The sequence below is a fragment of the Dactylosporangium fulvum genome (genome assembly GCF_025137375.1).
GTDB lineage: Bacteria > Actinomycetota > Actinomycetes > Mycobacteriales > Micromonosporaceae > Dactylosporangium > Dactylosporangium fulvum.
In genome coordinates, this window is the sequence record NZ_CP073720.1 from 7,628,331 (window position 1) to 7,653,227 (window position 24,897).

At 67.7% G+C, this 24,897-nt stretch carries 17 protein-coding genes; 14 read left to right on the top strand and 3 right to left on the bottom strand.

Annotation, left to right across the window (positions count from 1 at the left end; genetic code table 11):
• Positions 1-8: 8 nt before the first annotated feature.
• Entirely contained in the window at positions 9-1,133 is a 1,125-nt protein-coding gene (locus Dfulv_RS34910) for an FAD-dependent oxidoreductase (protein WP_259858085.1), read from the bottom strand.
• 101 nt (positions 1,134-1,234) lie between these two features.
• Between Dfulv_RS34910 and Dfulv_RS34915 the strand changes: the two genes are divergently transcribed.
• The 3 genes from Dfulv_RS34915 (at position 1,235) to Dfulv_RS48965 (ending at position 6,863) form a co-directional block, all read left to right on the top strand.
• A complete protein-coding gene (locus tag Dfulv_RS34915; protein ID WP_259868577.1) occupies positions 1,235-1,888 on the top strand; it encodes a TetR/AcrR family transcriptional regulator in 654 nt (217 codons plus the stop codon).
• 962 nt (positions 1,889-2,850) lie between these two features.
• The gene (locus tag Dfulv_RS34920; RefSeq protein WP_259858086.1) at positions 2,851-5,670 is read left to right on the top strand and encodes a PQQ-dependent sugar dehydrogenase; all 2,820 of its coding nucleotides are present in this window, start codon (positions 2,851-2,853) and stop codon (positions 5,668-5,670) included.
• A 35-nt stretch (positions 5,671-5,705) separates the two neighbouring features.
• Positions 5,706-6,863 carry a ThuA domain-containing protein gene (locus Dfulv_RS48965; RefSeq protein ID WP_406567853.1) on the top strand — a complete coding sequence of 386 codons (1,158 nt, stop codon included), beginning with the start codon at positions 5,706-5,708 and terminating at the stop codon, positions 6,861-6,863.
• 115 nt (positions 6,864-6,978) lie between these two features.
• Here Dfulv_RS48965 and Dfulv_RS34935 read toward each other — a convergent pair whose 3' ends face one another.
• Positions 6,979-8,397, bottom strand: a complete 1,419-nt coding sequence (locus Dfulv_RS34935) for a hypothetical protein (RefSeq protein WP_259858087.1) — start codon at positions 8,395-8,397, stop codon at positions 6,979-6,981.
• A 430-nt stretch (positions 8,398-8,827) separates the two neighbouring features.
• Here Dfulv_RS34935 and Dfulv_RS34940 point away from each other — a divergent pair, with 430 nt between their 5' ends.
• The 6 genes from Dfulv_RS34940 (at position 8,828) to Dfulv_RS34965 (ending at position 17,434) form a co-directional block, all read left to right on the top strand.
• Positions 8,828-9,619 carry an IclR family transcriptional regulator gene (locus tag Dfulv_RS34940; RefSeq protein WP_259858088.1) on the top strand — a complete coding sequence of 264 codons (792 nt, stop codon included), beginning with the start codon at positions 8,828-8,830 and terminating at the stop codon, positions 9,617-9,619.
• A gap of 40 nt (positions 9,620-9,659) precedes the next feature.
• Complete coding sequence (locus Dfulv_RS34945) at positions 9,660-11,063, top strand: aldehyde dehydrogenase family protein (protein WP_259858089.1); 1,404 nt, start codon at positions 9,660-9,662, stop codon at positions 11,061-11,063.
• On the top strand, positions 11,060-12,547 hold the full coding sequence (locus Dfulv_RS34950; protein ID WP_259858090.1) for a sugar ABC transporter ATP-binding protein: 1,488 nt from the start codon (positions 11,060-11,062) through the stop codon (positions 12,545-12,547). Before Dfulv_RS34945 ends, Dfulv_RS34950 begins: the two co-directional genes overlap by 4 nt.
• 89 nt (positions 12,548-12,636) lie before the next feature.
• On the top strand, positions 12,637-13,542 hold the full coding sequence (locus Dfulv_RS34955; protein ID WP_259858091.1) for an ABC transporter permease: 906 nt from the start codon (positions 12,637-12,639) through the stop codon (positions 13,540-13,542).
• Positions 13,543-13,576: 34 nt separating this feature from the next.
• Entirely contained in the window at positions 13,577-14,551 is a 975-nt protein-coding gene (locus Dfulv_RS34960) for a substrate-binding domain-containing protein (RefSeq protein WP_259858092.1), read from the top strand.
• Positions 14,552-14,785: 234 nt separating this feature from the next.
• Positions 14,786-17,434, top strand: a complete 2,649-nt coding sequence (locus Dfulv_RS34965) for a DUF5107 domain-containing protein (RefSeq protein ID WP_259858093.1) — start codon at positions 14,786-14,788, stop codon at positions 17,432-17,434.
• A gap of 246 nt (positions 17,435-17,680) precedes the next feature.
• Here Dfulv_RS34965 and Dfulv_RS34970 read toward each other — a convergent pair whose 3' ends face one another.
• Positions 17,681-18,364, bottom strand: a complete 684-nt coding sequence (locus Dfulv_RS34970) for an IclR family transcriptional regulator (RefSeq protein WP_259858094.1) — start codon at positions 18,362-18,364, stop codon at positions 17,681-17,683.
• A 147-nt stretch (positions 18,365-18,511) separates the two neighbouring features.
• Between Dfulv_RS34970 and eda the strand changes: the two genes are divergently transcribed.
• From eda to Dfulv_RS34995, 5 genes are all read left to right on the top strand, one after another.
• A complete protein-coding gene (eda, locus tag Dfulv_RS34975; protein ID WP_259858095.1) occupies positions 18,512-19,174 on the top strand; it encodes a bifunctional 4-hydroxy-2-oxoglutarate aldolase/2-dehydro-3-deoxy-phosphogluconate aldolase in 663 nt (220 codons plus the stop codon).
• A 3-nt stretch (positions 19,175-19,177) separates the two neighbouring features.
• Positions 19,178-20,275, top strand: a complete 1,098-nt coding sequence (locus Dfulv_RS34980; protein ID WP_259858096.1) for a sugar kinase — start codon at positions 19,178-19,180, stop codon at positions 20,273-20,275.
• An 802-nt stretch (positions 20,276-21,077) separates the two neighbouring features.
• Positions 21,078-22,184, top strand: coding sequence for an ABC transporter substrate-binding protein (locus Dfulv_RS34985; protein WP_259858097.1), 1,107 nt, complete (start codon positions 21,078-21,080; stop codon positions 22,182-22,184).
• Between the two features lie 113 nt (positions 22,185-22,297).
• Positions 22,298-23,191, top strand: a complete 894-nt coding sequence (locus Dfulv_RS34990) for a branched-chain amino acid ABC transporter permease (protein ID WP_259858099.1) — start codon at positions 22,298-22,300, stop codon at positions 23,189-23,191.
• Entirely contained in the window at positions 23,098-24,891 is a 1,794-nt protein-coding gene (locus Dfulv_RS34995; protein ID WP_259858100.1) for a branched-chain amino acid ABC transporter ATP-binding protein/permease, read from the top strand. Before Dfulv_RS34990 ends, Dfulv_RS34995 begins: the two co-directional genes overlap by 94 nt.
• The last annotated feature ends 6 nt before the right edge of the window (positions 24,892-24,897 follow it).

The window sequence follows — 24,897 nt, forward strand, 5'->3', positions numbered from 1 at the left end:
GCGTGTTCTCAGTCTGCGGGTGCCGGTTCGGCGGGCTGGGCCGTGAAGAAGCGGATGATGTCTTCCGCTGCGGTTGGGGACAGCATCATCGCCTGGATTCGTGCGGACATCTCGGCGATCGGGTGAGTCCTGGTGAACATCGCCTCCTCGTACATCCGGATTGCCGAGTCCGGGTCGGTGGGGTTGGCGGCGAGTCGGCTGGCGAGTTCGGCGGCGTCGAGCATGGCCTGGTTGGCGCCCTCGCCGACCGGCGGCATGAGGTGCGCGGCGTCGCCGATGAGGGTGATGCCCGGCCGGCTGGTCCAGCGCGTGCCGATGGGCATCGCTTCGATCGGGCGCGGCGTCGGCGCGCTGTCGCCGGCCTCGATGAGTGCGGTGAGGCGTGGGTCCCAGTCGCCGAACATGTCCAGCAGAGCGCGCTTACTGCGGTATGTGTCGATGGGGCGATCGTCTGCGCGCAGCGAGATCCCGACACGTAGGCTGCCGTCGCCGAGGCGTTGCGCTGCCAGGATCTGGTTCACGCCGACGCACCACAGGTTCCCGGGGCCGACCAGCTCGGCGAGATCGGGATGGCGCCGGTCGACGTCTTTGATGTTCAGCTCCACGAGGGTGGCCACATAGGACAGTTGGACGTCGGTCAGCAGCGACCGGACGATCGAGCGCGCGCCGTCCGCGCCGATGAGGATGTCACAGCCGGTTCGGTGGCCGCCATGGAACATCAGTTCCCAGCCTCCGTCAGGTCGCGGGGTCGCCGCGACAAGCCGGTGCCGCCAGACAACCGTGTCGCCGGGGAGGGAGTCGAGCAGAAGATCACGCAGTGCGCTCCGGTCGATCTCGGGACGTCCGGAGAATGAGCCGGGTTGCGGCTCATGGTGTACCAGGATCCGTCCGGTCGGGTCGACGATGCGATGTTCCTCGCCCTCGGGCCGCGCCTGCGACCGGAACCGGCCGGCGAGACCCGCCTCGGCCAGGGCGTGTTGCCCGGACTCCGGGTGCAGGTCGAGCGAGCCGCCCTGCGGCCGCGCGGATGGGCTTGCCTGGCGCTCGTACACCGCCGCATCGATGCCGTGCTGATGCAGGATCCGTGCCAGCGTCAGCCCGCCAAGGCCGCCACCAGTGATCGCGATTCGCATGCCCACTCCCGTTACCGTACACTGTCTTTGTGGATACACCGTACGGTAGCGAACCGTTGCCCGTTTGGGAACGGCCCGAACCCCAGCCGCGGGCGGCGCCGGTGCCGTTGAGCCGCGAGAAGATCGCCGCTACGGCGATCCGGCTTGCCGACGCGCACGGCCTCGACGGCCTGTCGGTCCGCAAGATCGCCAAGGAACTCGGTGTCGGTCCGATGCGGCTCTACGACTATGTGATCAACAGATCCGAACTGCTCGATCTGATGGTCGACGTCGTCTATGCCCGGATCGCCGAGGTCGGCCAGCACTCCGCGTGGCGCGCCACGGTACTGGCCATCGCCCACGCGACCCGCGACGCCGCCCTTGACCATGAGTGGTTTTCCGACCTGCTCGGCGGAAGGCCACACCTGGGACCCCACGCGCTCGCCGCGGGCGAAGCGACCGCGGCGGCGCTGAGCCAGGCCCCCGGCGTGCGCGGCATCGACGATCTCCAGCGGGCTTTGGGCGCCCTCAACGCCTTCATCATCGGCGCGATCCGCAGCGAGGTCACCGAACGACGCACCGCCCGTTCCACCGGCACCGATGAAGCCGCCTGGCAGGCCAGCCTCGGCCCCTACCTCACACGCATGCTGAACACCGGCCGATACCCCACCGTCGCCCGGCTCGTCATCGACGGCGCCCACCTCAACGCCGAGGAAACCTTCAACCACAACCTGACCACCGTCCTGGACGGCATCACCAGCCGACCCCGCACGTGACCGACTGCTCAGCGGCCAGTGGTACGTCTCAGCGTCCACCACCGGCGACACCGGATCCGGCCGGTCCAACCGCTCTCCGGAGGGCAAGCTGAGCAGCTCGTTAACGGTGCTCCGCGCACCCATGCATCCAGCTGGCGCCGGCCGGTATCGGTCCGCGCCGCCGACCACGCCACGTGCCTATCGGGCGTCAGCCCTACCCGCACATCGCACGTTCGCCGCACCGGCCCGCCGCGTACCACCCGCCCGAGCACCTCCCCGGCCCGTCGTGCGCGCCCGCCGGCGGCAACCGCCGCCACGGTACGCAGTCTCCCGGGCGGGCTAGCGACGGTACGGGTATCCCGACAAGCAAGATCACTGGTAGGGCTCGGCCAGGACCGCCGCTCGTCGATGCGTCTCGCACAGCGCCCAGGACGCACCCGAAAGGTAAGTCCGGACTCCGAAGTGTCCGAGCGGACAGGACACGACCACGGCGGGGAGCCGCGTTCGTGCCCGCGCGGGCGCCTTCCGGCGGGCTGCGCTCGACCTCGCCCCGCTGAGCAGCGCCGAGACCGGCGAGTTTCTCCAGGCGGTCCAGCGGCGCGCCGCCGGACTCGTCGACGCGCCCGACCCGCAGGTCGGTTGAGCGCGGCCGGTGGGCGGCTGCCGCGCCGTCGCATCGACCGGTGTAACCACGCCGTGGCTGAATGTGCGGCCGAGGCCCACGCTTTTGGTCAAGTCGGCTGAACTTTTGCCAGTTCTGCCGAAACATCTAGACACACCTATCTCGATCTCCTAGTGTGGCTCGCACGGGCCCGAGAGCGCGCTCTCTGCATGATTCGTTCGGCGCGGAGGCGGAGGCGTTCACGACGGAGGTCGAATCGCGACCACCCCGGCTACGGCGCGTCGGCGCGCGCCCTGCCTGGCGAGTTCAGTCAGGAAGGGATGATATGCACCAGAACCTCGCAAGAAATCGATGGCGACCAATGGCGGTCGCGCTGCTCCCGGTGGCCGCCGGACTCGGCGTCCTTGCCGCACCCGCGGCACCGGCCGCGGCGGCCATCAACCCGGCGGACTTCCAGCAGGTCACGCTGGCCAAGGGCGTGGCCGCGCTGGGCGAGCCCATGGCCATCACGGTGCTGCCGGACCGCTCGGTCCTGCACACCGCCCGCAACGGCACGCTGCGACGCACCACCGCGAACGGCGCCACGTCGGTGATCGCCAACATCCCCGTGTACACCCACGACGAGGAGGGGCTGCAGGGCGTCGCGGCGGACCCGAACTTCGCGTCCAACCGCTACATCTACCTGTACTACGCCCCGCCGCTGAACACCCCGGCAGGCGACGCGCCGGCCAACGGTACCGCCGCGGACTGGGCGACCTGGACGGGCGTGAACCGACTGTCGCGCTTCACGCTCAACGCCGACTACACGGTCAACACGGCCAGCCAGGTCACCGTCCTGGAAATCCCCACCAGCCGCGGCATGTGCTGCCACGTGGGCGGGGACATCGACTTCGACGCCCAGGGCAACCTGTACCTGTCCACCGGCGACGACTCCAACCCGTTCGAGTCGTCCGGGTACTCGCCGCTCGACGAGCGGACGAACCGCAACCCGGCCTACGACGCGCAGCGTACCGCCGCCAACAGCAACGACCTGCGCGGCAAGGTCCTGCGGATCAAGGTCAACGCCAACGGGTCGTACTCGATCCCGGCCGGCAACATGTTCGCGCCCGGCACCGCGAACACCCGGCCGGAGATCTACGCGATGGGCTTCCGCAACCCGTTCCGGATGAGCGTCGACAAGGCGACCGGCGTCGTCTACGTCGGCGACTACGGCCCGGACGCCGGCTCGACGGACCCCAACCGTGGCCCGCAGGGCCAGGTGGAATTCGACCGGGTCACCGGGCCCGGCTTCTACGGCTGGCCCTACTGCACCGGTGCGAACACCACCACCGAGACCTACAACAAGTGGAACTTCGCGACCAACACGACCGGCCCGAAGTTCAACTGCGCCGGTGGCCCGACGAACAACTCCTTCCGCAACACCGGCCTGACCACGCTGCCCGCGGTGAAACCCGCCTGGATCCGCTACTCGGGCGACGCCGGCAGCCCGCCCGCGTTCGGCGGCGGATCCGAGTCGCCGATGGCCGGCCCGGTCTACCGGTACAACGCGAGCAACCCGTCGACGACGAAGTTCCCGCAGGCGCTGGACGGCCAGTTCTTCGCCGGCGAGTTCGGGCGCGGCTGGATCAAGCCGATCGCGGTCAACGCGGACGGGTCGCCGGGCGCGATCGACAACTTCCCGTGGAACGGCAAGCAGGTCATGGACATGCAGTTCGGCCCCGACGGGTCGCTGTACGTCCTGGACTACGGCACCGGCTTCTTCAACGGTGACGCCTTCTCGGCGATTTACCGCTACGACTACGTCGGCACCGGCGGCAACCGTGCCCCGACCGCGGTGGCGAGCGCCAACAAGACGTCGGGCGCGGCCCCGCTGACGGTGAACTTCTCCTCGGCCGGCTCGTCCGACCCCGAGGGCGGCGCGCTGACGTACTCGTGGGCGTTCGGCGACGGCACCACGTCGACGGCGGCCAACCCGACCAAGACGTACTCCACCAACGGCAACTACGTCGCCACCCTGACGGTGCGCGACCCGCAGGGCGCCACCGGCACGGCCAGCGTGCCGATCAGCGTCGGCAACACCGCCCCGACAGTCACCGTCAACACCCCGGCGGCCGGGCAGCTGGCGGCCTTCGGCGACAGCGTCCCGTGGAGCGTCACCGTCACCGACCCGGAGGACGGCACGATCGACTGCTCGCGCGTGACGATGGCGTACGTGCTCGGCCACGACCAGCACGCACACCAGATCACCTCGCAGACCGGCTGCTCCGGCACGATCACCATCCCGGTCGACGGTGAGCACGACGACGCGGCGAACATCTTCCCGATCTTCGACGCCTCCTACACCGACAACGGCGGCCTGACCACCCACGCGCAGAACATCCTGGCGCCCAAGCGCCGGCAGGCCGAGCACTACAAGACGTCGTCCGGGGTCAACAAGTACACCAAGACGGCGGCCGAGGGCGGCATGACCGTCGGCGACATCAACAACGGCGACTGGATTCAGTTCGACCCGTACAAGCTGAACAACGCGACGTCGTTCACCGCCCGGGTCTCCTCCGGCGGCACGGGCGGCACGCTGCAGTTGCGCACCGGCTCGCCGACCGGCCCGATCATCGGCTCGGCGACGGTGACGCCGACCGGCTCGTGGGAGACGTTCGCTACCGTGAGCGGCACGATCAGCGGCGCGCCGGCGGGCACCACCTCGCTGTACCTCACCTTCGCCGGCACCGGCACGGCCGCCCTGTTCGATCTGGACAGCTTCACGTTCGTGACCGGCTCGGCGCCGCCCGTCGCCACCAACCTGGCCCTGAACAAGCCGGCGACGGCCTCCAGTGTGGAGAACGCCAACTACCCCGCCTCCAACGCGGTGGACGCGTCCGCGACCACGCGGTGGGCCAGCGCGTTCTCCGACCCGCAATGGATCCAGGTCGACCTCGGCGCAACCTACACCGTCAGCCGGGTGCGGCTGCTGTGGGAGGCGGCATACGGCAAGACGTATCAGATCCAGACCTCGGCCAACGGCACCACCTGGACCACCGTCCGGTCCGTCACCAACGGCGACGGCGGCGAGGACGACAACACCGGCCTGAACGCTCCGGCGCGGTACGTGCGCATCTACGGCACGGCCCGCGGCACCGCGTGGGGCTACTCGCTGTTCAGCTTCGAGGTCTACGGCTCCTGAACCGTACCGCCACAACAGGAAGGGAGACACCGATCATGTTGCGCAGACTGGCTTTCTGCCTCGCCTTCGTCACCGCCGCGCTCGGCCTCACCGCCGTGCCGGCCCACGCCGCGCCGGACTTCTCGGTGCTGGTCTTCAGCAAGACCGCCGGGTTCCGGCACGACTCGATCCCGACCGGCATCACCGCGATCCAGCAACTGGGTGCGGCGAACAACTTCTCCGTCGAGGCGACGGAGGACGCGACCCAGTTCAACGCCGCCAACCTGGCCCGGTTCAAGGCGGTCATCTGGCTGTCCACCACCGGGGACGTGCTCAACGCCACCCAGCAGACGGCGTTCGAGAACTACATCCGCGCCGGCGGCGGCTACGTCGGCGTGCACGCGGCGGCCGACACCGAGTACGACTGGGCCTGGTACGGCGGCCTCGTCGGGGCGTACTTCTCCAGCCACCCGGCGATCCAGACCGCGACGGTCCGCGTCGCCGACGCCACGCACCCGGCCACCGCCGGGCTGCCGGCCGCCTGGTCGCGCACCGACGAGTGGTACAACTACCGCGTCAACCCCCGCTCCCAGGTGCACGTGCTGACCACGCTGGACGAGTCCACGTACAGCGGTGGCACGATGGGCGCCGACCACCCCAACACCTGGTGCCGGGCCTACGACGGCGGCCGGTCCTTCTACACCGGTCTGGGGCACACCCAGTCCAGCTATTCCGAGGCGGGCATCCGCTCGCTGCTGCTCGGCGGCATCCGCTACGCCGCGCAGGGCATCGGTGACTGCTCGGTCGGCAGCCAGCCTCCGCAGCAGACCAACCTGGCGCTGAACCGCCCGGCGACGGCCTCCAGCGTGGAGAACGCCAGCTACCCCGCCTCCAACGCGGTGGACGCGTCCACGACCACGCGGTGGTCCAGCGCGTTCTCCAACCCGCAGTGGATCCAGGTCGACCTCGGCGCCACCTACACCGTCAGCCGGGTGCGGCTGGTCTGGGAGGCGGCGTACGGCTCGGCGTACCAGATCCAGACCTCGGCCAACGGCACCACCTGGACCACCGTCCGGTCCGTCACCGGCGGCAACGGCGGCGAGGACGACAACACCGGCCTGAACGCGTCCGCGCGATACGTGCGCATCTACGGCACGGCCCGCGGCACCCAGTGGGGCTACTCGCTGTTCACGTTCCAGGTCTACGGCGCCTGAGTCCGGCCGGCCCGGGAGCTGTTGCTCCCGGGCCGGTCCCCGCACCGCCGAGCCAAGCGGCCGCGCCCGGTAGCCCGGGCGCGGCCGTCGTCTGCTGGTGCGATGTCGGTGGGAGCTACTTGCGCACGTACAGACGGATGTCGTCGACCGATGCGTCGCCCTCGCCGACATTCGTGTACGGCTGGCCGATCACGAAGTACTCGGGGTACTCCGAGCCGGCCGGCCACATGTCGTTCCACGTACGGCTGCCGTAGGGGCCGCGGACCGTCGCGGAGCTGTTGAAGCGGCCGTCGTACTCGTCACCGGGCACGTTGTAGCGGAAGATCGGCACGTTCTGGGAGATCGTGCCGTTGTCGTTGCGGTCGGTGTCGACGAACTTGCGGTGGTAGCGGTACGTCGTCTGGCCGGCGTGCTTGAAGTTGCCACTGGCCTCGATCGCGTAGCCGGTCTCGTCGCGCTCGATCGCGAACTGGTAATCCTGGAACGGCATCAGCTCGGGGATCATCTCGGCGGCCGAGATCTGGTTGCCGGCGACCGGCAGTTCGTCGCAGTCGGAGACGAACGTCTGCCGCTGGCTCTGGGGGCCGTTGAAGAACAGCATGTTGACGGTCGTGCGGTTGCTCTCGTTCCACGGGTAGTACTCGCCCGTGGCGGAGTTGCAGACCCTCTGGCGGGTGCTGTCACGGCTCGGTGCCGGGCTGAACTGGTCGATCAGCACCTTGCGATGCCGATGGTAACTGCCGAGGTTGCGCGGCATCGGCTTGAAGTCGACGATCGACAGCATGTGGAACGAGTTGTAGGAGTGCTGGCTGCCGTTGACGGCCGTGTCCGTCTCGCACGGATCGGACGGCACGATCGGGTCATTGTTCGACAGCGGCCACGGGAAGAACGTCTTGCAGACGTCGGTCTTGTAGCCGTTGAACTTGCCGTCGTAGGACAGCGAGCCGTTGCGCTCGCCGCCGTAGTTGAGCGTCTTGAGCTTGAACTCGATCCGGTAGTAGCGCGGCAGCGGCTCGGTGGAACGGATGAGCGCGCCTCCGGTGTGCTTGGGAGTGGAGATCGCCCCGACCCTGCCCGCACCGGGAATCGTCGCGTTGGTGATCGACGGGCGGTCCTCGATGTTGTTGAAGCTGTCGTCGACGCGGCCGCCGCTGTCACGTGCCGACAGTGACGACGTCAGCCAGCCGTTGTGCCCGAACTGCGTCTCCTTGCGCATCGTCTTGAACGTGCTCATCGCGGCGTCGAAGTTCGGCCCCCAGCGCAGCCGGTACTCGTCGCCGTTGTCGTCGTTGAGGTCGTCGACGGGGTCGCTGTAGTCGTCGACGAACCACTCACCGCCGTCAGGGATCGGCTTGCCGAAGCTCTCGACGTACTTGAGCTGCCACTGCGGGCGCCCGGTGGCGTCGTTGGCCCCCGGGTCCTTGCCTGCGGCCGCGCCGAACGCGGGCGGCGCGCCGACCAGTGTTCCGAGCAGCGCTGCGACGGTGAGCGTCGTGGTCGCACGCCTGACGCGGCGTGTCTTGAATGAACTCATGAGCGGCGGACTTCCTCTCTGCCCGAAATACTTCGGGCGGCAACGGGGGAAGAGCGTTCATCATGATGAACGGCGATCAAGAATGTGTATATCTACTAGAGCGGCGGAGTTGACGGATGTCAAGGCTTGCGCGTGGATTTCGGGCGTCGCCGAGGCTGTAGCAGTGGATGCCCTGGGTACGCCGGTGCGCCGGGCGGTCCGGCTCGCTGCGCGGCGTCCGCGGTGAGCCGTGGTGCGGGCGGCTCGACAGTGGCCACCTAGCTGAAGGCGAAGTGTCGGTTCGGCTGGTTGCGTGGCCATCGACGCCGCGTGGCTTCGCAGAGCCCGGTACGGCATCTGAAACCCGGCTGTAACGCTCTTGACACGGACCAGGCGGCGTTGCACAGTGATCACATCTTCGCGTATTACGAATTGGATTCGAGTAACTCGAATGAAGAGTGGCAGGAAGTCCCACAGCGTTGCGAAGGCATTTGAGCTGATCAATGTCATCGCCGAGCAGGGGCCAGAGGGTGTCGGTTTGCAGGAGCTGGCTGCTCGGGCCGGAGTCGTGGTGAGCACGGCGCACCGCTACGTGACGTCGCTGATCGAGCTTGGCATCGTGGAGCGCGACACCACCGGCACCGGCACGTACCGTCTCGGGATCGGCCTTGTTACCTTGGCCGGCCGATACCTCGAAGAGGATGTGCTGCGCAAGGCCGCACATCCCTACCTCATCAAGCTCGCCGAGATCAGCGGGGAGACCGCTCACCTCGGAGTACCGCTCGGCGGCCGGCTGGTTTACATCGACAAAGTCGAAAGCGCAAAGTCGGTCCGTCTGGTATCGCACATCGGCAGCCAAGCCCCGATGCACTGCACTTCCATGGGCAAGGCCATGCTCTCCCTCGCGAGCCCCGACGAGCAGCGAAAATTCGTCGCGGGGCCGCTCGAGCGCCACACGCCGAAGACATTGGTCGGCGCCGACCTGCTCGCCGAGCTGGAGCTGGTCCGGTCGCAGGGCTTCGCGCTCGACGACGAGGCGAACGAGGAAGGCGTGCGCTGCATCGGCGTTCCGCTGGTGAACAAAGCCGGAATTGCGGTCGGCGCCATCAGTATCTCCGCGCCGGCTAACCGGTTCAGCGTCGAGGACTGCCGTCGGCTTGCCCCCTCAGCCATTGAGTACGCGGCCGAGATCAGCGGTCGGATCGGCTACGCGGGTAGCCCCTTCACCGTCCCAGCGGGATAGCAGCAACGAGGCCGAACCGAACACGAAAAGGAACGAACCGATGTCAGAGAGCCCTTCCCGGATCGACGTCACCAACCCGGGCACCGGCGAACTGCTTGGCCAGGTGCCTGACCTGTCCGAGGAGCAGGTCATTACTATCGTTGCGAATGCCGGGAGCGGACAGCGCGCAGTCGCCGCGATGCCCGCCCACGCCCGAGCGGAACTCCTGCTCGACGTCGCGAGCCGGATCGAAGCCGCCCGGGATGAACTCGCCCGCCTGCTCGCGGCCGAGAACGGCAAACCGCTGGGGCAGACGCAGGGAGAGGTCGATGCGGCCATCCGCATCTTCCGCGGCTGTGCCGCCGAAGCTACCCGGATCTTCGGCCGGCAGATCCCGCTGGACGCCGTCCCGGGTCTTGAGGCCCACCTCGCGGTCACCGTACGCGAACCGCTCGGCGTCGTCGCCGCGATCGTCCCCTTCAACTACCCCGTCGAGCTGTACGCGCACAAGGCCGCCGCAGCCATCGCGGCCGGCAACGCCGTGGTCGTCCAGCCGCCGTCGCGCTGCCCGCTGTCCCTCGTGCGGATCGACGAGATGTTCGCGGCGGCCGGCGCGCCCCGCTATGCGCACCAGCTTGTCACCGGCGGCGTGCGCGTCTCGCAACTGCTGGCCGAGCTTCCCGGGATCGCTGCCGTGACCCTGACCGGCAGCACGACGGCGGGACGGGAGATCGCCCGCCGCGGCGCCGCCACCTTCAAGAAGGTACTGCTCGAGCTCGGCGGCAACGACGCGCTGATCGTTTGCGACGACGCCGATGTGGACAAGGCCGCCGAGGCGGTGGTGCTCGGCCGCCTCGCCCGCGGCAACGGCCAGATCTGCTGCGCGGTCAAGCGGGTGTACGTCCACGAGGGAATCCACGACCGCTTCGTGGAGTCGCTCCTCGCCCAAACCGCCAAGCTCTCAGTCGGCGACCAGCTCCTGCCCTCGACGGACGTCGGGCCGTTGATCGCGGAGAGCGCGGCGGTCGCTGTCGAGGCCGCGGTCGGCCGACTGGTTGCGGACGGCGCCACGCTCGCCGCAGGCGGGTCGCGTGACGGCGCCTTCTTCACCCCCACCGTCCTCGTCGACGTCCCCACGCAGAGCCCGGCGCTCGCCGAGGAGATCTTCGGCCCCGTGGCGCCGATCGCCCGCTTCTCCGACATCGCCGACGCGGTCCGGATGGCCAACGAGTCCCCGTACGGACTGCAGGCGGCGGTCTTCACCAGCGACATCACCCGTGCCTTCCAGGTCGCCAAGCGGCTCGACGTCGGCGGCGTCGTCATCAACGGCTCCACCGCGCTACGCGCGGAGAACCTGCCCTTCGGCGGTACCAAGGAGACCGGTGGCTACCGCGAAGGCATTCACGAGACCGTCACCGACCTGACCCGGCAGAAGACGATGGTCGTGATGGGGGCGTTCGCGTGACGCTCGAGGTGCGTGCCGTCCGCAAGGCGTACGGCAGCGTCGAGGTGCTCCACGGGGTGGATCTCATCGGTAACGGCGGCGACGTGGTCGCCGTCGTCGGGGCCAACGGCGCCGGCAAGTCCACCCTCATCAAAATCCTTTCCGGGGCCGAGTCGTTGGATTCCGGCGAGCTGTGGCTGGACGGCCAGCGTCTGGCCCTCCGTACCCCGCACGACGCCCAGGCCGCCGGAATCCGGACGGTCTACCAGGAGCTGACGCTGATCCCCGGGCTTTCGGTGACCGAAAACCTGCTGCTGGGCCGGATGCCCCGGAGGGCCGGCCTGATCGACTGGACCGAGGCGCACCGCCGGGCAAGGACGCTGCTCGACGAGGCCGGGTTCAGCGGTATCGACCCGGCCACCCTGGCAGGTGACCTGACGGTCGCACGCCAGCAGATGGTCGAGATCGCCAAGGCGTTGGCGTCGGAGCCGCGCGTGCTCGTCCTCGACGAACCGTCGGCGGTGCTTGCCGGCCGCGACCTCGACGCGCTCTTCGCCCTCATCCGCCGGCTGCAGGAGCGCGGCGTCCTGATCATCTACGTCTCTCACCGGCTCGCCGAGGTGACCGAGCTGGCTACATCGATCGTAGTGATCCGCGACGGCACGGTCGTCAAGACGACGGAACCGGCCCGCACGAGCGAAAACGAACTCATCACGCTCATGGCGGGCCGCAAGCTCGAGCGCATCTACCCGGACGCGCGACCGGAACCGGGCGGGGAACTGCTGACGGTACGGGGGCTGAGCCGGCCCGGCGAGTTCGAGAACGTGAGCTTCACGCTCCACGCCGGCGAAATCGTCGGCATGTTCGGGCTGGTCGGCGCCGGCCGTAGCGAGCTCGCCCGGTGCCTGTTCGGCGACACCCGCGTCGCTTCGGGGACAGTGTCCCTGGACGGCACGCCGGTCCGCTTCGACCATCCTGCGGCCGCGATCTCGGCCGGACTGGCGCTCGTGACCGAGGACCGCAAGCGCACCGGGATGGTCGCGTCGATGAGCGTGCGGGACAACATCGCGCTGGCCACCCTGCATGCGCGAAAGCGTGGCCCGCTGATCGACCGGCGCCGCCAGAAGGCGACCGTCAACGAGATGATCGCCAAGTTCGACATCCGTCCCGATGACTGCGCCGCGCTGCCGATCGCAACGCTGAGCGGCGGTAACCAGCAGAAGAGCATCCTCGCCAAGTGGCTGCTGGCCGGGCCACGCGTGCTCATCCTCGACGAGCCGACCCGTGGCGTCGACATGGCAACCCGGGTGGACATCTACCGGACCATCGACGCGCTGGCCCGGTCCGGGCATGCCGTACTGCTCATCTCCTCGGACCTGGCCGAGGTGATCGGTGCGACGGACCGAGTCCTGGTCATGCGCAACGGGCAGATATCCGGCGAGATCCGATCTGACACAGCGACCGAGGACCAGGTCCTCGGCTATTCGATTCGAGAGGCAGCATGACGTCGAGGCGCTTGACCAAGCCCGCCGAGGCGATGGCCACGTCGTCGTCCCGGTTACCGCGTTTCATAGGCGGTCGTCCCATCACCCCGATGGGCATATTGGTCGTCCTGCTGGTGGTCATGGTCGGCGTCATGGCGCTGTCGACCGACGGCTTCCTGACCGAGCGCAACCTCACCAACCTGCTCAAGCAGATGGTGACCACCGGGCTTTTGGCCTTCGGCATGCTCGTCGTCATCCTCACCGGCGGGATCGACCTCTCGGTCGGATCGGTAGTGGCGTTCACCGGCATTGTGAGCGCCGGGCTCATCGCCGACCTGCCGATTCCCGTCGCCATGGCGGTCGCGATCGCCGCCGGCATAGGTTTCGGCCTCATCAACGGCATTCTCGTCGCCGGCTTCAACCTCGCACCGTTCGTGGTCACACTCGCGGCGCTGACGACGATTCGAGGCCTGGCGTTCGTCTACTCCGAGGTGCCGATCTCCCCCAGTGACCCGGGATTCTTCAGCTTGGGCACGGCGATGGTGGGTCCGATCCCGCTGACCACGGTCATCATGTTCGCGGTCTTCATCGTGGGCGGAATCTTCTTGAGCCAGACGCCAGCCGGCCGCGCGATCTACGCGATCGGCGGTAACGCCGAGACCGTACGGCTCGCCGGGATCAGCGTACGCAAGCACGTCGTCCTCGCCTACGCGATCAGCGGTGCCTGCGCCGGGCTGGCCGGAGTGATCCTCGCCAGCCGGGTCGGGATCGCCCAGCCAAGCGTCGGCGTCGCCTTCGAACTCGACGCCATCGCCGCCTGCGTGATCGGCGGTGCCAGCCTGGCCGGTGGACGCGGCTCGGTGCGAGCGGCGTTCGGCGGAGTACTCGTGCTCGCACTCATCAACAACCTGCTCAACCTGCACGGGGTGCAGAGCTACTGGCAGCAGGTCCTCAAGGGATTGATCATCGTGGCGGTCATCCTTGTCCAGCGGCGCTCCCAGCGGCGCCGGACCTGAGTCCGCATCACGGCCAACACATTTAGGAGAGGGAATGCGAATCAAAAAAATCGGCGCCCTGTTGTTAGTGGGGACCCTGGGCCTCGGACTCGCGGCGTGCAGTTCGGACAAGGACGGCGACGGCAGCGGCGACGGCAAGGCCAAGGGCCGCACTGTCGGCGTCGCCAACTTCACCCTCGGCGGCCCGTACTTCAACGGCATGGACCGGGCGATCAAGGCGCAGGCGGAGAGTAAGGGCGTCACGGTCATCAGCACCGACGCCAACGGCGACGCCGCGAAGCTCGCCTCCAACGTCGAGGACCTGATCAGCCGGAAAGTCGATGCGGTGATCATCTCCGGTGGCCCGCTCGAGTCGGCGCCCGCCGCCCTCAACTCACTGAAGGCGGCCAAGATCCCGGTGATCCTCGTCGACCGGAAGTTCCAGACCGGCGAGTACACCAGCTGGATCGGCCCGGACAACCAGCGGATCGGTGTGCAGGACGGTGAGTTCCTCGCCAAGCAGCTGCCCGACGGCGGTAAGGTCGCCATCATCAAGGGTGGCCCGGCCGACAACAGCATCGGTCTGGCGCGGACCAACGGCCTGAAGTCCGCGCTCGGCAAGGACTCGAAGTTCACGCTCGTCGAGGCGCCCGACTTCGGGAACTGGGGCTCCGACGGCGGGCTGGCCGTGATGGAGAGCCTGCTCGCCTCGCACAAGGATCTGAAGGCCGTGTTCTGCGAGAACGACGCGATGTGCCTCGGCGCCCAGCGCGCCATCGCGAACGCGAACCTGAGCAGCCAGATCATCATCGCCGGTGTCGACGGCCAACTCGAGGCGCTGCAGGAGATCGCCAAGGGCGGGAACTACGTCGTCACTGGGCTGAACAGCGCCGACCAGATCGGCCGCCTCGGGCTCGACCGGGCGATCGAGGTGCTCGACGGCAAGAACGTGGAGAAGGACACGGTTGTCGACTCTCCGCAGATCACCAAGCAGAACGCGCAGGAGTTCATCGACAAGAGCAAGTCCTGAGCTGGCGCGGTGGCCGGCGCAGCAGTCACTGCGCCGGTCCCCGTGCGGCGTCTGCAGCGACGAGTCAGCAGCAGGCGCCTGAAATCCCGAGGTTGCACAACCACTGGCAGCGTAGCCAGCAAGTAAGGAGATGCAGTGCGTAGAAAACGGAGACTGAGGGCGCGCCTCGCCGGCCTGGTCATCGGAGCCGTAGCCATTTCGGCTGTGGGCGTCCCGGCAAACGCAGGCGCGGCGGTGAGTTACGCTACGGCTTCGGGCGAGCAGGGCAAGAACGAGTCGCAGGGGAACCGGGCACGCCTTCTCGTAACCGGCGTCCGGGCCCTCGACACCAAGTCGTTCGAGATCACCTTCAACAACGACCTCACCGAGCAGATCCGTCAGTTCGTCACCGGAAACCCGGCCTACCTCACGGAGTTCATCCGGGTCTCGGGCGGGACGGCGGGGCAGCCGGACGCGGCGCTCGACGGCGGCGCGCTCAACAGGATCAGCGGCACCCGTCTCTTTGTGGTCGACGGGGCCACGAGCTCGCTGCGCGTGCTGCTGGGCGCGGGTGCGAGCCTGGGCGACGCGCGCTACCAGGTCTGGTTCGACGGCAAGGGTCGCGACCTGGCCGACGATCTGCTGATCGCCGGCGCCAACGGCTCGACCCTGCGCGGGACCACGACCACCCCGCGAGACCTGCGCGGCACAACCCGGCCGGCGGAGAAGGCCTCAATCGCATCGGCGACGGCCACCGACTCACGTTCGGTCCGCATCGTCTTCGCGAACCCGGTCTACGCCGCTATGCCCGCCTCGCGGTACACCGGCACAGGCATCACGGTCACCCGTCCGGACGGCACCACGGTCCGTCCGGTGTACGTCCAGAAGGTGGGCGGCACGGACAACACCGCCTGGGACCTGACGTTCTCCGAGGATCTCGGCGCGGGATCGCACGCGGTCGCGATCAACGGAGCGCAGCACGCGTTGACCACGTCGATCGGCAACCTGGCGAACACGGACGTCCTGTCCGCGTCGTTCGAAGGCGTGACCAAGCAGCGGAGCGCGCCCCGGGTCACCGACATCACTGTCAGCGACGACCGGGAAACGATCGTCGTCTCCTTCGACCGCAAGATCGCCGCAGTCAACGGCGGGGACGAGAACGTACCGCTGGCCGAGACGCCGGGCGGCACCGGCGGCACGACGCTCACCCGTGCCCAGCTGCTCGCCGCGGTCGATCTGTCGGGCGTTCTCGAAGGCGCCGGGGACGGCGCCTCGACGCTCGCGCAGAACCTGGAGAAGGTGGCGGCATACGCCCCGGACCTGCACACTCTCGTCATCAAGATCGAGAAGGGCAGCCTGCTGAAGGCCAGCACCCGCGGTTCGGTCACCATCCAGGCGGGTGCCGTCACCGATCTGGCCGGCGTCGGCAACACCCGCGCGACGGTCGACTTCAAGGTGCCGAACTCCAAGCCGAAGAAGACCTCGTACGACCCGAACGCTGCCGACTACCTCCGCGTCGACCGGAACGCGAGCGTGACCTTCCGGCACAACGCGTTCGAGTTCACCAACGCGCCGAGTGACCTCTCGGTCCGCCGGGAAAACGTCGAGAACCGGCTGGTGAACGAAAAGATCGACGCGATCCGGGTCGAGAACAAGTACATCGAGGCGACGTTCATCCCAGGCTACGGCGGCCGCCTGCTCTCGTTGATCTACAAGCCGACGGGGAACGATCTGCTGTACACCAACCCGACCGGCACGCCGTACGGCTTCAACAACAACCCGGTCGGGCGCCCCGGGACCAGCCCCTTCTACCACAACTGGCTCATGGTCTGGGGCGGCATCTTCCCGACGGTGACCGAGGCGGAGCACGGCAAGTACTGGTTCCTGCCGTGGGACTACTCGATCAGCGAGACCGCCGACGCGGTCTCGATCACGATGACCAACAAGGACACCGTCCACTACGCCGACCGGCCGTCGCGTTACGTGTACGGCCCGACCAGGCTCGAAACGGCCGTGACCTACACGGTCGGCAAGACGGCACCGAGCGTGGACATGTCGGTCGGGATCCACAACCCCGGCACCCAGACCGTTTCGTACGAGTACTGGACCTGCACCACGCTCGCGCCGGGTGCCGCCTCCGACCAGGGCTCGCCGACGATGGAGATCGTTTCGCCGGTCAGCGTCATTCAGCGCGATCCCGCGTACACCTGGATGGCGAATGTGGAGAAGCCGGCCAACCCGGCGACTCCGAACGACCGCTACCTGGTCCTCGACAAGCTCAACAAGATGGTCAACTGGCGTGGTGACGGCATCGCGTACGGCCAGGGCCTGGCGCAGAATCCGCAGGGCGACTGGTGGGGCGTCATCAACCACGAGAACGGCGAGGGTGTCGTGCGGGTCGGCGACAACAAGGTGACGCCGGGCATGAAGTTCTGGGAGTGGGGCTTCAACTCCTCGTTCGACACGAACATCTACCGCAACGGCAGCTCGGCGCGTCCGTACATCGAGCTCTGGGCGGGCACCTCGGACCGGTTCTTCCAGGCGGCGAAGATCGCCCCGGGCGCGACCACCTCGTGGACGGAGACCTTCCTGCCGACCATGGACCTGGCCGGCGTCACCAACGCGAACAAGGCGGGCGCCGCTGAGGTGGCCTTCCAGCGCACCGGCGGCAAACTGACGGTCCGCGGTGACGTGTTCTCCACGCACATCGGCCAGAACCTGCGGGTGGAGCTCGTCGACAAGGCGACGGGCCGAGTCCTCGCCGGCAAGTCGTTCACCGCGACCGCGGACCAGTCCGCCGACCTCTCCGCGGAGGTCGTCGACGGTGCGACGGTCCAGCTCGTGCTGACCGACCGGGCCGGCAACGTGCTGCTGCAGGCCGAGAAGTCGGCGGCAGGCGCGTAACTTCGGAGTCAGACAGAGAAGTGTTGGGGCGGCGTCCACGGGGCGCCGCCCCAACACCGTGCCGGGCCGCAGTCACAGCCCGGTGCATGCGCAGAGCACGATCCGAACCCGAGGTTGCACAACCCAAGAAATGGAGCAGGCAATGCGCAACCCCAACGATACCGGGTCGGTCCGGGCGTGCGCGGTCGATGGAGATTTTGGGCTCCGCGGGGCCGGTCGACTACCTGCCGACAGGAGCCGGCCGCCTCAGGCCGTGGACAGCAGGGCACCCGCGGCCTTGATCTGGTCGACGGCCCGGCGTAGCGCGACCACGATCTGTTCCTCGCTGTCCGCGCCGAGCCGCGCCCCCGGCACGGACAGGCTGATCGCGTCGGTCGCCGGTGTCTGCAACGGTACGGCCATCGCGAAGCAGACGATGCCTTCGGTGTTTTCCTCGCGATCCACGGCGTAGCCGCGTGCCCGGACGGTGCTGAGCTCGGCGCGCAGCGCGTCCCGGGTGGTGATGGTGTGCGCGGTAAGTGCCTGCAGCGGCCAGGCCAGGAGTTGGTCGAGGGCGTCGTCGGGGCGGTCGGCGAGCAGTACCTTGCCCAGCGCAGTGGCGTGGGCCGGCAGCTGCCGGCCGATCGCGCTATAGAGCCGCAAGGGGTGTACCGACTCGCGTTTGGCCAGATAGACAACATGCGCGCCGTCGAGGCGTCCGAGGTGCACCGTTTCCCCGAACTGCTGCGACAGGTCGTCGAGCACCCCGCCCAACAGGCCCACGGTGTCGTCCGTCATAAGGTAAGCGGCGCCGACCTGAAGAGCACGGACGCCCAGCCCGAATCTGGTTCCGGTGTCGTCGCTTTCCACCCAGCCGCGTTTCGCCATCGTCCGAAGAATGCCGTGCAGACTGCTTTTCGGGATGTTCAGGGCGCGGGCCAGGTCGACCAAAGAACGCCGGTGCGGCGAGGCGGCCAGCGCCTCAAGTACCTCCAATGTCCGGCTGGCGGACTTCACCGGTTGGAACGGTTCGGGTGATGGCATGACGCATACCTTAGCGGGGTTGACACCTTGACCGACACCGATAGAGTTCTATATGTGACTGGTGTTCAGTACGATGAACAGCCAAGCGTTGCGTCCACCATCGGCACAAGCCGCCTCCTCCCGGTCGTCGTGCTCGACAACGCCCGCGATGCGGATCCACTCGCCGACGCCCTCGCCCAAGGCGGCCTGCACAGCATCGAGGTGACCTTCCGAACCGACGCCGCAGCCGACGCCATGCGTGTCATGTCCGAGCGCCCGGAACTGCTCGTCGGCGCAGGCACTGTGCTGACACCAGCCCAGGTCGACCAGGCCGTCGAGGCCGGTGCGCGGTTCATCGTCAGCCCCGGTTTCGGACCCGCCGTCGTACGACACTGCCAGCAGCTCGGTGTCCCAGTATTCCCCGGAGCGGCCACCGCCACCGAGATCCAGATGGCGCTCGACGCGGGCCTGGACACGGTCAAGTTCTTTCCGGCCGAGCAACTCGGCGGCATCGGAATGATCAAGTCGCTCGCCGCACCGTTCCGCTCGCTGCGGTTCATCCCGACCGGCGGAGTCAACACCCACAACCTCGCCGACTACCTCTCCCATCCCGCGGTCCTGGCGGTCGGCGGCACCTGGATGGTCGCCCCCGATCTGATCGCCGCCGGCCGCTGGGACGAGGTCACAGCCCGCACCGCGGCGGCCGTTGCCGCCGCCCGTCCCGCAGCGGAGGCATGACCGATGCCCCAGATCCGTCCCGCCGGCGAGTGTCGATACGACCTGGTGTCGCTCGGCGAAATCATGCTGCGCCTCGACCCAGGCGAGCACCGGGTTCGCACGGCTCGAAGCTTCCGGGTATGGGAAGGCGGCGGTGAATACAACGTGGCCCGCGGCCTGCGCCGCTGTTTCGGCCTGCGCACCGCCGTGGTCACGGCCTTCGCCGACAACGAGGTGGGCCGGCTGCTCGAGGACCTGGTCCTGCAGGGCGGAGTGGACACGTCACTGGTGAAATGGGTGCCCTACGACGGGACCGGGCGCACCGTCCGCAACGGGCTCAACTTCACCGAGCGGGGGTTCGGCGTACGCGGCGCCGTCGGCACCTCCGACCGCGGCCACACTGCCGCCAGTCAACTGCGCCCCGACGACGTCGACTGGGACCACCTCTTCGGCACGCTCGGCGTGCGCTGGCTGCACACCGGAGGCATCTACGCCGCGCTGTCCGAGACCACCCCGGACACCATGGAGGCGGCCATGGCAGCCGCGTCTCGGCACGGCACCGTCATCTCGTACGACCTCAACTACCGGCCCAGCCTCTGGAAGGCGCTCGGCGGGCAGCGCCGCGCGCAGGAGGTCAACCGCCGATTGGCCCGCTACGTCGACGTGATGATCGGCAACGAAGAGGACTTCACCGCCTCGCTGGGCTTCGAGGTGCCCGGCACCGACGCCTCGCTGTCTCATCTGGAGGTCGACAACTTCAAGCGGATGATCGAGGCGGTAGCGAAGGAGTACGACAACTTCACGGTCGTGGCCACCACCCTGCGTACCGTCCGCACGGCCACGGTCAACGACTGGGGCGCGATCGCCTGGTCCGCCGATACCGGTTTCGTCGAAGCGACCCACCGGCCCGGACTGGAAATCCTCGACCGCGTCGGCGGCGGCGACAGCTTCGCTTCAGGACTGATCTACGGATTGCTGGAACTGGACGGCCTCGCCACCGCGGTGGAATACGGAGCAGCTCACGGCGCCCTCGCGATGACCACGCCCGGTGACACTTCAATGGCCAGCCTGAAGGAAGTCGAGGCCCTCGTTCGTGGCGGCGGCGCCCGCGTCCAACGGTAACGACCTCGTCACCCGAGCAAGGTGAGCAGCGCCGAGGCCGCTGCTAGGAACGCGCGACGGTGAGCACGATCTTGCCTTGGATGTGACCGCGGGCGGCCCGCTCGTGTGCCCCCGTGCCTCCGCGAGCGGGAACGTGCTGTCGACCGCGACGTGCACCGTGCCGCCCAGCTTCGCGACCTCGTCGGGGTCGAACTCGCCGAAGAAGACTACGACCAGTCATCACCAGCGCGATCCTGACGAATCAAGTAACCCGCCGCTGAATCCACGCCCTGGGGGGACGCGCTGCCACTCCCCCGCGGGATAGCAGCCCGGCGCCGCCTTCGCGCAGAACGCACCGCCGTGCGCCAGGGACCCGCGCAGGATCGTGTCGATGGACCGCAGCCGGTACCGCAGCACGGGAACGACCAGGGTCAGGACGAATACCGGCCGTCCGCCACCGCCGCGCCGCTGCCGGCCCGGACCGTCGGCCGGCATCTGGACGGCGCACCGCCAAGGCGATCACGGCAGGCACGGCCAGACCCATCGACCTCCCTTGACCCGAATACGGGCTACGGTATACGTTCTGCTCACCGGCATCCCCGGCAAAGAAGTTCAGTACGGCCAGGGTCCCGCCGGCATCCGGATACGGCGACCTTGACAGCCTCGGGGCCGCGACCGTATACCGAATTCCACATCCAGCATGCGACGCCGCTGCAACATTGCTCCGGGCTGAGGACCACTCGAGACAGGGGTTGAGATGGCGCGGGACGACCGACAAGCGAAACGCAGATGGTTACCACTGATTTTGTCAATCGTAGTTGGCATGAGCGCCCTGGCGGCTTGCGGCGAATCCGGCGACGGCAACGCCGCGAATGGGTTCCCTGCGGAAATCCGCATCATGGTCAACAACGACGAAACCGGACTGACCGGTTTCGCGGGCATCGCCATCAACAAAGGCATCAAGTTGGCCGTCAAGCAGGCGAACGAGGCCAAGTTGTTCGGCGAGTCGACCCTCGTCATGGACTACCAGGATCCGGCCAGCGAGGCGCAGAACGCTGTGCGCATCACCAGAACCGCGGTTTCGGACAAGAAGTACGCCGCGATGATCGGACCGATCCGTAGCATCGAGCAACTGCCGTCGGCTCCGCTCGTGCAGAGCGGAAAGCTTCCGACACTCATTCCGGAGGCGAACGCCGCCGGTCTGAACGCCGGCGAGTACACGTTCCTCGCCGGCGCTCCGATCAGCAGCTATTTCGCTGTGATGAAGGATTACCTGAGCTCGATCGGCAAGAAGCGCATCGCGATCATTACCGACGACCTTCCGTCCGACGTGCCGATCGGCGACATTGCCGAGAAGTGGGGCGGCACTGACGGGTTCGTGGTGACCAATCGGGTCACGGTGTCCCGCGACACGCAGGACTACACGGCGCAGGTGGCGCAGATCGTCCGGTCGAACCCCGAGGTCCTGGTAAATGTCGTCACATCAGCCGCCGGCGCAGCGCTCATCTCGCAGGCCCGCCAGGGCGGGTTCAGCGGGCAAATCGTCGGAATCGAGGCCACGACCTCGGCAATGCTCAAAACGGCCGGCAACGCGGCGGTCGGGTTCACCTTCCCGACCCGGTTCAGTCCACTCAACCAAGAACCTCCGTCCACTGTGAAGTTCGTTCAAGACTTCAAGGCGGAGTACGGCGAGGCACCCGACTCGTACTGCGCCGAGGGATACGACACCGCCCAATGGCTGATCAAGGCTCTCCAGGAGTCGGGAAACGCTTCGCGAGAATCGATCCAGCGGGGCCTCACGGCGGTAGCCGCCAAAGGCTTCGACGGCGCGCAGGGCACGTTGACCTTCAACGGTCGCGAGATCCAGATCAAGGCGACGATCTTGCAGTGGAACGGCACTGAGAACGTGCTCGTGAATCTCAAGCAGTAGCGCAGGACGACTGAGCCGCGTCGACCGGTCCGACCAACGGGCGGCACGTGCCGGCACATGCACTGTCGCCGCGTTCCGCCCCCTATCCGCAGCACACCTTCGGAGAGTCGCCCTTGTTCCTCCAAGACGCGATCAACACGGTATCACTGGCGAGTATCTACCTGCTATTCGCGACCGGCATGAGCCTCGTATGGGGCACGACGGGGATTCTCAACTTCGCTCACGGATCGCTTTTCCTCGCATCCATCTATGCCGCCCATATCGTCGCGCTCGAGACGACGCTCTCGTTCGTCGGCGCCATGATCGTCGGAGTGGTCGTCGGCGCCGTGCTCGCTGTCGTGCTCTACATCGGGGCGTTCAACCTGGTCCTCCGGCGTGTCCGCGACAAGGCGTCGGCGGAGCTGCAGATCCTCATAGCAGGCATCGGTTTCGACGGCCTTCTCGTCGCCATCATCGCCCGCAACACCTTGAGTGAGCCTTTCGGGCTGTCCAACACGACGTACCGAACCGTGACGTACGACGTCTTCGGCGCGTTCGTCACGAACACTCGCATCTACGTCGTCATTCTGGCACTGGCGTTGACGACCGCCATCGGCGTGTGGGCCAAGAGGACACGTTCCGGACTCGCCATGCGCGCGATTGGAGTGGATCCCGAGATCGCCTCGCTGATGGGAGTCAACCGGGGACGGATGACGCTCATGATCATGGCGATCTCGGGGGCACTTGCCGGTCTGACCGGCGTGCTGCTGGTGTACGTATCCGCCGCCGTCGTGCCGACGACGGGTACGAACCTGCTCATCAAGGGATTCGCGATCGTCGTGCTGGGCGGCGTCGGCAGCATGACCGGTGTGGTCGTCGGCGCTCTCACCCTCGCACTGGCGGAAACAATCATCAACACGTACACGCCCGGCTCGTGGGTGAACGCCGTCGCCTTTGGTCTGATCCTCGTCGTGCTCCTGCTGCGCCCGCAGGGACTCTTCGGCAAGAAGGAGGTGCGGCGGACATGACCGTCTGGTACGAGTCGAACCTGATCCTCATCCAGTCGACGTTCATCTTTCTGATGCTCGCACTGAGCATCCAGATACCGGTCCGATGGGGCGTCCTCACCTTCGGGGGTCTGGGCTGCTTCGGCGTGGGCGCATACACCGCGGCCATCTTGACCATCCGTACCGGTCTCCCCCAGTTCCTGATCCTCATACTCGCCGTACTGGCCGGGGCGCTCGTCAGCCTGCTGATCGGGCTGGTCTGCGCTCGGCTCGACGGCATGTACCTGGCCATGGCCACCCTCGCCTTCGATCTGATCGTCGGTGTCGTCGCGATCAACGGCGGCTCACTGACCGGCGGAGTCGACGGCCTGTACGGGGTTGTCGCAGACGTGAGCACAGCAACGCTCGCGACGCTCGCCGGCATCGGTCTTGCAACGGCTGTCTACCTGCAGCGAGGGAGGCTCGGGCGGGCGACCACGGCCGTACGCGACGACCCGGAGCTGGGCGTGTCCCTCGGCATCAACGTGCGGCGCTACCGCCACATGGCTTTCACGATCAGCGGTGCCCTGGCGGCGTGCGCGGGTGTGATGTATGTACGGGTGAACACCACGATCACGCCCGACAACATCCAGTTCGGCGCACTCGTTGTCGCCATGACCATGGTGATCGTCGGCGGTTGGAAGTCGTCACTCGGAACCCTCGTCGGGGTGATCATCTTTACCTGGCTGCCGCCGCATCTCGGCATGTTCCAAACGTGGCAGGCGGTCATCTACAGTGCGCTCGTGCTTGTCGCGGCCGTACTGGTTCCGACCGGTGCGGCCGGCGTCGCCCGAGCAGCCGCAAGCATGATCAGGGACCGGCGGCGGCGCACCGGAGGTACGGCCGCCGTGGCCGCCGGAGCCGTTCCCGAGGCACCAGCGGCGCCGCGACCGGCGGCCGAAATCCAACGATCGCTGCCCGACGGAGGTCCAGTCGTCGAGGTGCAGAGCCTCTCCGTGCACTTCGGCGGGGTCAAGGCGGTCGACGATGTGTCCTTCACCGTCCAGCGAGGCGAGCTCTTCGGCATTCTGGGGCCCAACGGGTCGGGCAAGAGCACACTGCTTGCCGCGTTGACACGGTTCGTCGACCCTGTCAAGGGACGCATCGTGTTCTACGGCGAGGACTGCACAGGCATCGCGCAGTACGCGCTCGGCCGGCGTGGCATCGCCCGGACGTTCCAGACCGTACGCCTGCTCGAAGACTTGCGGGTCGTGGAGAACGTGCTCCTCGGCAACGACCGCACCGGCCGCGGCGAACGGTCGCAGCCGTCCGCGAGACAGAAGGCCACCCGATGGCACGACGCGTTGGCCGCTCTGGCCCGGGTCGGCCTCCAGGGGACCGAGCTCCACTATCCGAGCGAACTGTCGTACGGGCAGCAACGGCGTGTAGAGATCGCCCGGGCGATCGTCGGCACTCCGGACGTCCTCCTGCTGGACGAACCGGTCGCCGGAATGAACCGTGAGGAGCGAATCGAGATCGCCGCCTTGTTGCGGTCGCTGAAAGACGATGGCCTCACGCTGATCCTCGTGGAGCATGACGTCGAGATGATGGTCTCCATCTGCGACCGGCTGTTGGCTATGAACTTCGGCCAGGAGATCGCTCACGGAGCGCCGGCCGACGTGCTCGCGCATCCGGCCGTTCGAGAGGCTTACCTGGGAAGGCGGGCGGCTGTCGATGCTTGAGGTTGC

Coding starts and splice junctions, on each gene's coding strand:
- Dfulv_RS34910 (WP_259858085.1), bottom strand. CDS start 1,133: ATGCGAATCGCGATCACTGGTGGCGGCCTTGGCGGGCTGACGCTGGCA.
- Dfulv_RS34920 (WP_259858086.1), top strand. CDS start 2,851: ATGGCGGTCGCGCTGCTCCCGGTGGCCGCCGGACTCGGCGTCCTTGCC.
- Dfulv_RS48965 (WP_406567853.1), top strand. CDS start 5,706: ATGTTGCGCAGACTGGCTTTCTGCCTCGCCTTCGTCACCGCCGCGCTC.
- Dfulv_RS34935 (WP_259858087.1), bottom strand. CDS start 8,397: ATGAGTTCATTCAAGACACGCCGCGTCAGGCGTGCGACCACGACGCTC.
- Dfulv_RS34940 (WP_259858088.1), top strand. CDS start 8,828: ATGAAGAGTGGCAGGAAGTCCCACAGCGTTGCGAAGGCATTTGAGCTG.
- Dfulv_RS34945 (WP_259858089.1), top strand. CDS start 9,660: ATGTCAGAGAGCCCTTCCCGGATCGACGTCACCAACCCGGGCACCGGC.
- Dfulv_RS34955 (WP_259858091.1), top strand. CDS start 12,637: ATGGGCATATTGGTCGTCCTGCTGGTGGTCATGGTCGGCGTCATGGCG.
- Dfulv_RS34960 (WP_259858092.1), top strand. CDS start 13,577: ATGCGAATCAAAAAAATCGGCGCCCTGTTGTTAGTGGGGACCCTGGGC.
- Dfulv_RS34980 (WP_259858096.1), top strand. CDS start 19,178: ATGCCCCAGATCCGTCCCGCCGGCGAGTGTCGATACGACCTGGTGTCG.
- Dfulv_RS34985 (WP_259858097.1), top strand. CDS start 21,078: ATGAGCGCCCTGGCGGCTTGCGGCGAATCCGGCGACGGCAACGCCGCG.